This window comes from Pseudomonas sp. 2VD (assembly GCF_005503585.1).
Lineage (GTDB): Bacteria > Pseudomonadota > Gammaproteobacteria > Pseudomonadales > Pseudomonadaceae > Pseudomonas > Pseudomonas aeruginosa.
In genome coordinates, this window is sequence record NZ_SCND01000222.1 from 1 (window position 1) to 10,379 (window position 10,379).

9 protein-coding genes and 1 pseudogene are annotated in these 10,379 nt (G+C 69.0%); 4 read left to right on the forward strand and 6 right to left on the reverse strand.

Features of this window, described 5'->3' with window-relative positions; translation table 11 throughout:
* The 3 genes and pseudogenes from FFS27_RS21350 to fepB all read right to left on the reverse strand — a co-directional run.
* Positions 1-146: pseudogene (locus FFS27_RS21350) on the reverse strand (Fe(3+)-siderophore ABC transporter permease); the annotation flags it as partial.
* Complete coding sequence (locus tag FFS27_RS21355) at positions 143-1,165, reverse strand: FecCD family ABC transporter permease (RefSeq protein WP_023095181.1); 1,023 nt, start codon at positions 1,163-1,165, stop codon at positions 143-145. The gene FFS27_RS21355 and the pseudogene FFS27_RS21350, both read right to left, overlap by 4 nt.
* Before the next feature lie 30 nt (positions 1,166-1,195).
* Positions 1,196-2,101 carry a Fe2+-enterobactin ABC transporter substrate-binding protein gene (fepB, locus tag FFS27_RS21360; protein ID WP_003093531.1) on the reverse strand — a complete coding sequence of 302 codons (906 nt, stop codon included), beginning with the start codon at positions 2,099-2,101 and terminating at the stop codon, positions 1,196-1,198.
* Positions 2,102-2,227: 126 nt separating this feature from the next.
* On the opposite strand from fepB, the gene FFS27_RS21365 reads away from it, so the two are divergent.
* Positions 2,228-3,025 (forward strand): ABC transporter ATP-binding protein, encoded by a 798-nt coding sequence (locus FFS27_RS21365; RefSeq protein WP_023100802.1) that lies wholly within the window; start codon positions 2,228-2,230, stop codon positions 3,023-3,025.
* A 6-nt stretch (positions 3,026-3,031) separates the two neighbouring features.
* Here the strand turns inward: FFS27_RS21365 and FFS27_RS21370 are convergent, their stop codons facing one another.
* Positions 3,032-3,820, reverse strand: coding sequence for an IclR family transcriptional regulator (locus FFS27_RS21370; RefSeq protein ID WP_003119004.1), 789 nt, complete (start codon positions 3,818-3,820; stop codon positions 3,032-3,034).
* Between the two features lie 255 nt (positions 3,821-4,075).
* Here FFS27_RS21370 and FFS27_RS21375 point away from each other — a divergent pair, with 255 nt between their 5' ends.
* From FFS27_RS21375 to FFS27_RS21385, 3 genes are all read left to right on the forward strand, one after another.
* Positions 4,076-6,160, forward strand: coding sequence for a TonB-dependent receptor (locus FFS27_RS21375; RefSeq protein WP_021265300.1), 2,085 nt, complete (start codon positions 4,076-4,078; stop codon positions 6,158-6,160).
* A gap of 67 nt (positions 6,161-6,227) precedes the next feature.
* Positions 6,228-7,535: an NtaA/DmoA family FMN-dependent monooxygenase gene (locus FFS27_RS21380; RefSeq protein ID WP_003137533.1), complete on the forward strand. Its 1,308-nt coding sequence runs from the start codon at positions 6,228-6,230 to the stop codon at positions 7,533-7,535.
* Positions 7,536-7,971: 436 nt separating this feature from the next.
* Positions 7,972-8,640 (forward strand): TIGR04211 family SH3 domain-containing protein, encoded by a 669-nt coding sequence (locus FFS27_RS21385; RefSeq protein WP_021265299.1) that lies wholly within the window; start codon positions 7,972-7,974, stop codon positions 8,638-8,640.
* A gap of 83 nt (positions 8,641-8,723) precedes the next feature.
* On the opposite strand, the gene FFS27_RS21390 is transcribed toward FFS27_RS21385, so the two are convergent.
* Both FFS27_RS21390 and FFS27_RS21395 read right to left on the reverse strand, forming a co-directional pair.
* Positions 8,724-9,785 (reverse strand): 2,3-butanediol dehydrogenase, encoded by a 1,062-nt coding sequence (locus FFS27_RS21390; RefSeq protein ID WP_223819089.1) that lies wholly within the window; start codon positions 9,783-9,785, stop codon positions 8,724-8,726.
* Positions 9,786-9,828: 43 nt separating this feature from the next.
* Positions 9,829-10,379 (reverse strand): alpha/beta fold hydrolase (locus FFS27_RS21395; protein ID WP_137952195.1); only part of this gene is annotated, 551 nt, incomplete at its 5' end.

Below are 10,379 nucleotides of genomic sequence, written 5' to 3' on the forward strand. Positions count from 1 at the left end.
GCCGGGCCCAGCGCCAGGCTGCCGGTCCCCAGCAGCGCCGCCGCCAGCGCCAGCCCGACCCCCGCGAGGACCAGGCAGGCCAGCGCCGCCCGTGGCCGCCAACGCAGCGACAGGGAATCCAGGCGCAGGGCGTGGAGACCGTTCACAGGCGGCTCAGGCGGAAGCGCCTGACCAGGACGATGAAGGCCGGTCCGCCGAGCAGCAAAGCGACGATTCCGGCGGCGATCTCCGCCGGCGCCGCCAGCAGCCGCCCGAGGATGTCGGCGCCGAGCAGCAGGCCGGCGGCGATCAGCGCCGAGAAAGGCAGGATCCAGCGCTGGTCCGGTCCGGCCAGCAGTCGCGCGAGGTGCGGGGCGACCAGGCCGACGAAGGCGATCGGCCCGGCCAGGGCGGTCGCCGCGCCGGCCAGCAGCATCACCGCCAGGCAGGCGAGCAACCAGGTCAGGCGCAGGTCGACGCCGAGCGCCTGGCCGATCTCCTGGCCCAGGGCCAGGGCATTGAGCCTGGCGGCGAGGGCGAAGGCGGCGGCCAGCCCGGCGCCGATGGCCAGGCCCGGCCATCCGAGCAGGGCGAAGCCGCTGCCGGAAAGCGAGCCGGCGGCCCAGTGGCGGAAGCGGTCGAAGACTTCCGGCGGGGCGTTCAGCACGATGATCCCGGTCAGCGAGGCGAGCATCACCGACAAGCCGGCACCCGCCAGCACCAGGCGCACCGGGTTGGTGCCGGTCTCGCGGGCCTGGCCGAGAAGGAATACGGCGATGCCGGCCAGGCCGGCGCCGAGGAAGGCGCAACCGAGGTATTGGCCCATGCTCGCCAGGTCGAACAGCGCGACCCCGACGATCACCGCCAGCGCCGCGCCGGCGTTGATTCCCAGCAGGCCGGGTTCGGCCAGCGGATTGCGCGTCAGCGCCTGCATCAGCGCGCCGGCCACTCCCAGTGCTGCACCGGCCAGCAGCGCCACCAGGGTGCGCGGCAGGCGCAGTTCGCGTACCACCAGGTGGCGATCATCGTGCGGATCGACGGCTTGCAGGGCATCCAGGGTGACCGCCAGGGGCACCGGCCGCGAGCCCAGCGCCAGGCTGGCCAGGGCCGCCAGCGCGAGCAGCAGCGCGCCGGCGAGCAGGCCCCAGGCGCGCAGGCGCCGGCGGCGCATCGGGGACGCCTGCATAAGCGGACTTCCGGCGAACGGGCGCATGGCTCAGCGGAAATGGCGGGCGACGTTGTCGATCATCTGCCGCCCCGAGTAGTAGTCGATGCGGAAGGAACTGGGGCCCAGGGCGTACACGCGCTTTTCGCGCACCGCCGACAGGTTGGCCAGCACCGGGTCGGCGAGGAACGCCTGCACGTCGTCGTCGCTGGCGCCGAGCAGGAACACGCTGTCGCCGGCGATGGCGGCGGGCAGGTTTTCCCGCGAGATGAACTGGAAGTCCGAGGCGCGCGTCACCTTGCCCGCCAGCGCCTCCGGCAGTTCCGCCACCTGGAAGCCGAGGGCTTCGAGCAGGCGTGCCTGGGGGCTGGCCTGGCGGCCGATGGAATAGCTGCCGGCGATGTTGTAGCCGACCACGCTGACCGGGCCCTGCGGCGGCGCGATGGCCGCGGCGACTTCGGCGGTGTAGGCGTCGAAGCGCTGGATGGCGGCCTGCGCCTGGCGTTCCAGGCCGGTGTGCCGGCCCAGCTCGGTAGCCAGTTCCTGCCAGCTGTGTTTCGAGTAGTCGACCACCAGCGTCGGTACGCCCTGCGCCTCCAGCTCCGCACGGTATGGCGCGGCGCTGTCGGCGCCGGTGGCGGAGGCGACCAGCAGGTCCGGATCCTGGGCGATCACCGCTTCGATGTCGAAGCGCAGGTTGCGGTAGAGCACCTCGACGCCACGTTGGTCGGCGACCTTCGCCCATTGCGAGAAGAAGCCCTTGGCGTCGGTCAGGCGACTTGGCGTGGTGGCGGCGCTGGCCACCAGCGGTGCGTCCATCGCCAGCAGGATGCCGGTGACGCTCGGGGTGGTGGAGACGATCCGCGCCGGCTTCGGCTCCCCGGCCGCGGCGAGGGTGGCGAACAGGCTCAGGGCGAGGGCGAGTAACGGCAGGGCGGAGCGGCGGCGGGTCGGCATGAAGGCTGTTTTCGCTGTAGGGGAAGCCGGGCGGACGGATTCATATGATAATGCTTCTCATGCAGTCTATTCCATAATGTAGAATCGATTCCACATATTCGAGCCATTCTTATCCAGGAACCTCCCATGACCCATCGCCTGCACGCGGACGCCGTGACCTTGCGCCGCGACGCGCGGACCGTTTCGCGGAATCTCTCGCTGGCCATCCCCGAGGGTTCGTTCAGTGTGATCGTCGGGCCCAACGCCTGCGGCAAGTCGACCCTGCTGGCGGCATTGTCGCGCCTGTTGGCGCCGGCCGAGGGCCGGGTGGTGCTGGACGGCAGGGATATCCACAGCCTGCCGGGACGGGAAGTGGCGCGGCGTCTCGGCCTGCTGCCGCAGAGCGCGCTGGCGCCGGATGGCATCACGGTGGCCGAGCTGGTGGCGCGCGGGCGCTATCCGCACCAGTCGTTCCTGCGCCAGTGGTCGCCGGCGGATGAGCGCGCGGTAGCGGCGGCGTTACGCGCCACGCGGGTCGACGGCCTGGCCGAGCGACCGCTCGACGCGCTCTCCGGCGGCCAGCGGCAACGCGTGTGGATCGCCATGGTGCTGGCGCAGGAAACCCCGTTGCTGCTGCTCGACGAGCCAACCACCTACCTGGATATCGTCCACCAGATCGAATTGCTCGAACTGCTCGCCGAGCTGAATCGCCAGGGGCGCACCATCGTCGCCGTGCTGCACGACCTCAACCAGGCCTGCCGCTATGCCTCGCACCTGATCGCCATGCGTGACGGCGCGATCATCGCCGAGGGCGCGCCGGCGCATATCTTCACCGAGCGTCTGGTGGAGGAGGTGTTCGGCTTGCGCTCGTTGATCATCGCCGACCCGGTCAGCGGCACGCCGCTGCTGGTGCCGCGCGGGATCGCCGCCGACGCGCCGGGCTGAGGTGGCTCAGCGCGGCGGCGGCCGCATGCCGGGGTGGAGGACCAGGCCACCGGTGGACTGGTTGACCTGCAGCGCCTCGTGGAACAGCGCGTCGCGGTCTTCCGCCGACTGCAACTGGCCGAGATCGGTCACCGTGGTCATGGCGCAGACGATTTCCTGCTGGGCGTCGAACACCGGCGCCGCCTGGCCGGTGACATTCGACAGCAGGTGGCTGGTCAGTTCGGCCCAGCAGCGCTCACGCACCTCGTCGAGCAGCGCGCGGCTCGGCGGGCTGCCGCGGAAGTGCGCCGGTTGCTGCTTGCGCGCGGCGTCGACCACGGCCTTCGGCAGGAAGGCCTGGAACACCAGGCCGCAAGCGGTATTGTCGATGGGCAGGATATCGCCCAGGGCCAGCGGGTTGATCGAGAAATAGGCGCTGCGGTACCAGCGCACCAGGGTCGGGCCGCGCTCGGTCCAGATCGCCACCCCGCCGCTGGCGGCATGCCGTTGGGCCAGGGCCTTCATGTGGCGGGCGGCGATATCCACCGCGTCGATCCGCTTCAGCGCGCCTATGCCGATGCTCAGCGCCGCCGGCCCGAGGTCGTAGAGACCGCTGAGCGGGTCCTGGCGGGCCAGGCCTTCCTTCACCAGGCTCTGCAGGTAGCGGTGCGCGGTGGAGCCGCCGGTGCCGGTGCGCCGGGCCACTTCGCCGAGGGCCAGTTCGCCTTCGGCGTTGGCCAGGGTCTTCAGGAAGCGCGCGGCGATGGACACCGACTGGATGGTGCCGGAGCGCTTTTCGCCCGGGGCGTCCGGCATCTCGTCCGCCGGGGGCTGCGAAGTATTCAACGGCTCGGTCTCCTCACCACGGTTGATCCATAGGCTTCGGTCCGCGCTGCGGTGGCGCGGGCGGCGCCCATGATACCGATTCCCCGGGGCGGTGGGGCGCCGCGGAAGGGACGGGCGTAGGAGATTTCATATTTCGCAATGAGGAATCTATTCCCCATTGAGGAATGCTCTGGTGGCGTGATAGCCTGAATGTAAAAGAGAGTCATTCCCATTTGGAGAAGATCCTTGAACGCCCGCACGCACCGCACGCTCAACCGGGGAATCGGCGTCGTCACGCTGTCCACCCTGCTCGCCTCGCCATCGGCACTGGCCCGGGAAAACCCGCCCGCCGAGGACGAACCCGCCGCCCTCGAGGCGCTGGTCGTGACCGGCGAGAAACGTGAACGCTCGCTGAAGGACACGGCGTCCTCGGTATCGCTCACCAGCGCCCGCGACATCGACCGCAAGCAGACCGGCAACGCCTCGGTCGCCGAGGTGATCAATGGCAGTCCCAACGTGGTCTACACCGACTCGGTGGGCGCGCCGATCATCCGCGGCCAGGACACCCAGGGCCCGAACAACGGGCAGAACGTGTTCTGGGGCGGCACAGTGCCGCGGGCGACGATCAACCTCGATGGCCACTACCTGAACTACAACGAGATGTTCTTCGGCGCGACCTCGGTCTGGGACGTCGACAGCATCGAGGTGTTCCGCGGCCCGCAGACCACCTCCCAGGGCGCCAACGCCATCGCCGGGGCGATCATCGTCAACACCAAGGACCCGACCTTCAGCCCCGAGGCTGCCTACCAGGCGGAGATCGGCAGCTACCATTCGCGGCGCAGCTCGATCGCAGTGTCCGGCCCGCTGGCGCAGGACTTCGCCGGGCGCCTGGCGGTGGACTACGCGGGCCGCGACACCTTCATCGACTACGACAACCCGAAGTTCCAGGACAGCGGCACCGACCAGGACTTCCGCGCCCTCAACGCGCGCGCCAAGCTGCTCTGGCTGCCCAGCGGAATTCCGGGCCTGGAGAGCAAGTTCACCTTCTCCCACAACGACAGCAACCGCCCGACCCAGGAAGCGGCGACCCGCCCGTTCGACAAGCTCGACCATCGCTCGACCACCATGCCCAGCTGGGAGCAGGACACCAACACCAGCATCCTCGACGTCGCCTATGACCTCGACAACGGCATCCGCCTGTTCAACCAGGCGCAGTACTCGCTGTCCTCGGTGCACCGCACCACCGGCGCGGGCGGCGAGGGCGACGCCGACATCCGCCAGAAGAACGCCTCCAACGAATCGCGGATCAGCTTCGGCGAGCAGGAGGAACGGATCAGCGGCATGGGCGGGGTCTACTACGCCCGCACCCGCACCGACGAGACACTGCACCTGCGCGGGCTGTCGGCCTTCGACGACACGAAGAAGAACCTCGGTGTGTTCGGCGAGCTGAACTACCGCCTGAGCGACCGCTGGACCCTGACCACCGGCCTGCGCTACCAGGAGGATCGCATCGAGCGCAGCGGCAACTCGGTGCTGGCGCCGCGTCCGCTGGACTACCAGAAGACCTTCTCGGCCTTCCTGCCGAAAGTCTCCCTGGCCTTCGCCGCGACCCCGGACTGGACCGTCGGCGGCCTGGTCAGCCGCGGCTACAACCCCGGCGGCGTGTCGCTCAACCTGACTACCCGCAACTGGGCCTACTTCAAGGAAGAAACCATCTGGAACTACGAACTGTTCACCCGCGCCAGCCTGCTCGACGGCCGCCTGCTGCTGAACGGCAACCTGTTCTTCATGGATTTCAAGGACGCCCAGTACAACATCCCGGTGGTGGTTTCGCCGGGGGTGGCGCAGTCGTACACCATCAACGCCGAGAAGGCCCACGCCTACGGCATGGAGCTGGACCTCGACTACCGCCTGCGCGACGACCTGCGGCTGAAGGCCAGCGCCGGCGTGCTACGCACCCGGATCGACGAAATGTCCGGCAATACCGGCTACGAGCACAACGAGTTCGCCCGCTCGCCGGGCTATACCCTCAGCTTCGGACCGAGCTGGGACGTCACCGAGCGCCTCAACCTGAACGCCCAGGTGCGCTACCTGGACGGCTACTACTCGGACACCGCCAACACCAAGGCCTACTCGATCAAGGCCTACACCCTCACCGACGCCCGCGCCAGCTACCGCTTCAACGACCAGGTGCAGCTCTATGGCTACGTGAAGAACGTGTTCGACGACCGTTCGCCCACCTACATGCAGGAAAACCGGGGGATCGGTGGCATCGAGGCGAGCATGACGCAGCCGCGGACCCTCGGCATCGGCATCAAGGGCACCTTCTAGGCGCCCCGAGAAGCCGGCCCCGCGCAGGGCCGGCCCAGCCCCAGAGCCCATACAGGAGATTGGCACGATGAGTACCCCGAAACGCCTGCACATCGGCATGTCGCTGGCCCCCACCTGGCTCAGCGGCGATGCCTGGCGGCGCCCCGACAGCAACATCGAAGGCATCTTCGGCAGCGATTTCGCCGTCGACATCGCCAGGCGCTCCGAAGCCGCCCACCTCGACTTCGTGTTTCGCCCGGACGTCAGCAGCCTGCCACTGGATGTGCTGGAGACCGGCTCCGGCTTCGCCAGCCTGGATCCCACCGTACTGCTTGCCGCGGTCGCCCGCGAAACCTCGCGGATCGGCCTGGTGTCGACGGTCTCCACCACGTTCTATCCGCCCTACGTGGTGGCCCGGCAGCTGCAATCGCTGCACTGGATCAGCGACGGCCGCGCCGGCTGGAACATCGTCACCGCGCTGCAGGGCCACGAGAACTTCGGCCTGGACGCGATGCCCGATGCGGAGCAGCGCTACGCGCGCGCCGCCGAGTTCACCCGGCTGGTGCACGACCTGTGGGACAGCTTCCCCCGCGAGGCACTCCTGGTCGACCGCGAGAGCGGCCGCTACGCCGACGTTTCCCGGGTGCGCCCGGTCGACCACGACGGCGAATTCCTCAAGGTCAAGGGACCGCTCAACCTGCCGGCCTTCGGCGAGGCGCGGATTCCCCTGGTGCAGGCCGGCGCCTCCGAGAGCGGGCGCGACTTCGCCGCCTCGGTGGCCGACCTGGTGTTCGCGCCGACCCCGGACAAGGAGGCTGCCCTGGAACTGCGCCGCGACCTTTCCCGCCGCGCCGAACGCCACGGTCGCTCGCCGCGCGACGTGCGCCTGCTGCCGGGCTTCAGCCTGTACCTGGCAGAGAGCCGTGAGGAGGCGCGGGAAATCTTCATGCAGACCCACGCGCGCCTGGACCGCGCGCGCAAGTTCGCCACGATCAGGCAGATGCTCGGCCTCGACCTCAGCGACTGGCCGCTGGACCGGCCGATTTCCGCGGCCGACCTGCCGCCGCCGGTGGCCAACCCCGGCAGCCGCACCCACACCGACCTGCTGCGGCGCCTGATCGAGCGCGAGACGTTACGCCTGGACCAGTTGCTGCTGCGCCCCGAGGTGGTTTCCGCGGCGCACTGGCAGGTCATCGGTACGGTGGACGATGCCGTCGAGCAGATCGTCGACTGGGCCGCCGCCGGCGCCATGGACGGTTTCATCGCCGCGCCGGGAGGCTCGGTCGGCTCGCTGCGGCTGTTCCTCGAACAGGTGGTGCCGCGCCTGGTGGAGAAGGGGCTGTTCCGTGAGCGCTACAGCGCCACTACCTTCGCCGGGCACCTGGCAGAGGAATGATGGAAAGGGCCGGCGACGGCCGCGACCTGGCGGCGATGGCGAGCGAGTGACCGCCTGCGGTTGGCCGCCTGACGGGCCCGCTGTATCGCAGCACGCCATCCGACCGGTGGGGCGTGGTACAGGCGAGGGAGCCTCTGCCTTGGCGTAGATACCGTCGTACCCCGGGGATCATCCGGACAGGTCGCAGCCTGGGCAGCGCTGGCCGTCGGCAGGCCTGGCATTCTGCTGTTACAACCATCCATCCATTCCTGCGGAAACGAGTGAACTCAATCGCCCCGAGCGCTGTCTGTCAGCCGTCGGCCCAACCGGGCCGGGCGCATGGCCCTTGGCCATGCGGTAGCCCCGCCCCGGTCGCGCGCTTGTCCATAACAATTCGACTGGCCGGCTTTTTCGCTCCCCTTTGCGGGTTTCGTTCTCTCGCCATGTGAAGATTGCCATGTCCCTATCCCGTCGCATCCCCGCCGCTCTTTCCCCGTTCCAGAACCGCGTCATCGGAGCCTGCCTGCTCGGCGGCCTGCTGGCGGCCGGCGCCCCGGCGCAGGCCGAGGAGGCGACCGGCAACGCGCGCTGGGTGAGCGACAGCCTGACCACTTTCGTGCGCAGCGGCCCCACCGATGGCTATCGCATCGTTGGCACCCTCACCTCCGGGCAGAAGGTCGAGCTGCTTGGCACCCAGGGCAACTACAGCCAGGTGCGCGGCGAGAACGGCAGCACCGTGTGGATTCCCAGCCGCGACTTGCAGGAGGTTCCCGGCCAGGCCGAGCGCCTGCCGCAACTGGAACAGAAGGTGGCCGCCCTGACCGCTGAGCTGGACGGCACCAACGACACCTGGAAGACCCGCGTGCAGGGCATGCAGGAAACCCTCGACACGCGCAAGAAGTTGATCGACGAATTGCAGGCGGCGCGCAGCAACCTGGACGCCGAGCTCGGCAAGGCCCGCTCCGACCTGCGTGCGGTGCAGGCGCAACTGGGCGACGAGAACAAGCAGGTGCTGATGCGCTACATGGTCTACGGCGGCAGCATCGCCGGCGCCGGCCTGTTCGCCGGGCTGATCCTGCCGTCGCTGCTGAGGGTGCGGCGCAAGCGCAACGACAAGTGGTTCTGAGCCTCCGCCCGCGTCTCTGCGTTTCGTAAAGCAAGCCCCGCCGGCCGCGGGGCTGTGTCGCAATCGCGACAAGGGCTGAAGCGTCAGCCGCCCGGCGAGACGATGATCTTCACGTTGTGCTCCTTGTTGTTCACCAACTCTTCGAAACCGCGCTCGACGATTTCTTCCAGGCCGATGCGACCGGTCACCAGCGGTGCGATGTCGAGGCGGCCGTCGGCTATGAAGGCGATCACGTCGGCGAACTCGCCGTTGTAGGCGAGGGCCCCGAGCAACTGCTTCTCGGTGGAAACCAGCTCGAAGAAATTGAATTCACTGGGCTCCTCGAAGATTCCCACAAGCACGCATTTGCCGGCCTTGCGAGTGGCATCGATGGCCAGCTTGGCGGTGTGCTTGTTGCCGATGCATTCGAAGCTGACGTCGGCGCCAAGCCCGCCGGTGAGGGCGCGGATTTCGCCTAGGGCGTCGCACCGCGAGGGGTCGAGCACCTGGCTGGCGCCGACCTCCAGGGCCTTGGCCTTGCGCGCCGAGGACATCTCCAGGGCGATCACCTGTGCCGCGCCGGCGGCGCGCGCGCACATGATGGTGCACAGGCCGATGGTGCCGGCGCCGACCACCACCACGTTCTGCCCGAGCAGGCTGCCGGCCTTCTTCACCGCGTGCATGCCCACCGCCAGCGGCTCGATCAGCGCGCCGGCCTCGCTGGGAAATCCGGCCGGCAGGGCGTAGAGCAGGTTGGCCGGTACGTTGACGTATTCGGCGAAGGCGCCGTTGTTCATCAGCCCGGTGAAGGCCAGGTTCTCGCAGATGTTGTACAGCCCATGCCGGCAGTAGTAGCAGGTGCCGCAATGCTGGCAGGCGTCTGCGGCGACCGCCTGGCCGAGGGCGAAGCCGGTCACGCCGTTGCCGAGGCGGACGATTTCGCCGCTGAACTCGTGGCCGAGGATGCATTGATCCTTGAGGCCGGTGAGCGGGTGCGGCGCCTCCACGGGGATGAATACCGGGCCGGCCAGGTATTCGTGCAGGTCGGAGCCGCAGATGCCGCACCAGTGCACGCGGATCTGCACCCAGCCGGGCGGCGGCTCGGCCGGGAGCGGCACGTCTTCCACGCGGATATCGTGGCGGCCGTGCCAGACGGCGGCGCGCATCGCCGCGTTGGCTTGCGGGGAACTGTTCATGTCGGTCGTCTCCTCAATGCTGGCGGAGGAAGTCGAGCAGCAGGCGGTTGACCTGCTCGGCGGCCTCCATCTGCACCATGTGCGCCTGTCCGGGAATGATCTCCACCTGGGCTGGCAGGCCCTCGGCATGCCGCGCCGGGATGATCGCGTCATCGCTGCCCCAGATCGCCAGGACCGGCTGGCGGCCCTCGCTCGCCACGGCACGCAGGTCGTTGCGCTGGCGACCGTCGGCGAACAGGTTGTCCAGCAACTGGCGCAGGGCCGCATCGACGCCTTCCAGGCGCTTGTAGCGGAGCATGTCCTCGAGCATCTGCCGGGTGACCAGCTCGGGGTCGGAGAACAACTGCACCAGTTGCGGCTTCAACGCGTTGCGGTTGGCCGCCTCGACGAAGCCGCGCAGGTAGTCGCCGTTGATCTCCTCGCCGAGGCCGGCGCTGCCGATCAGGCTCAGCGACAGCACCCGCTGCGGCGCCAGGCGCGCGCAGTTCAGCGCCACCGCTCCCCCCATGGAGTGACCGGCCAGGCGTACCTGTTCCAGGTCGCGGTGGTCGAGCAGGGCCAGCA

Bases quoted from the DNA above. Each gene is read 5' to 3' on its own strand.
- fepB (WP_003093531.1), bottom strand. From the start codon at position 2,101: ATGCCGACCCGCCGCCGCTCCGCCCTGCCGTTACTCGCCCTCGCCCTG.
- FFS27_RS21370 (WP_003119004.1), bottom strand. From the start codon at position 3,820: ATGCCGGACGCCCCGGGCGAAAAGCGCTCCGGCACCATCCAGTCGGTG.
- FFS27_RS21355 (WP_023095181.1), bottom strand. From the start codon at position 1,165: ATGCAGGCGTCCCCGATGCGCCGCCGGCGCCTGCGCGCCTGGGGCCTG.
- FFS27_RS21380 (WP_003137533.1), top strand. From the start codon at position 6,228: ATGAGTACCCCGAAACGCCTGCACATCGGCATGTCGCTGGCCCCCACC.
- FFS27_RS21385 (WP_021265299.1), top strand. From the start codon at position 7,972: ATGTCCCTATCCCGTCGCATCCCCGCCGCTCTTTCCCCGTTCCAGAAC.
- FFS27_RS21365 (WP_023100802.1), top strand. From the start codon at position 2,228: ATGACCCATCGCCTGCACGCGGACGCCGTGACCTTGCGCCGCGACGCG.
- FFS27_RS21390 (WP_223819089.1), bottom strand. From the start codon at position 9,785: ATGCGCGCCGCCGTCTGGCACGGCCGCCACGATATCCGCGTGGAAGAC.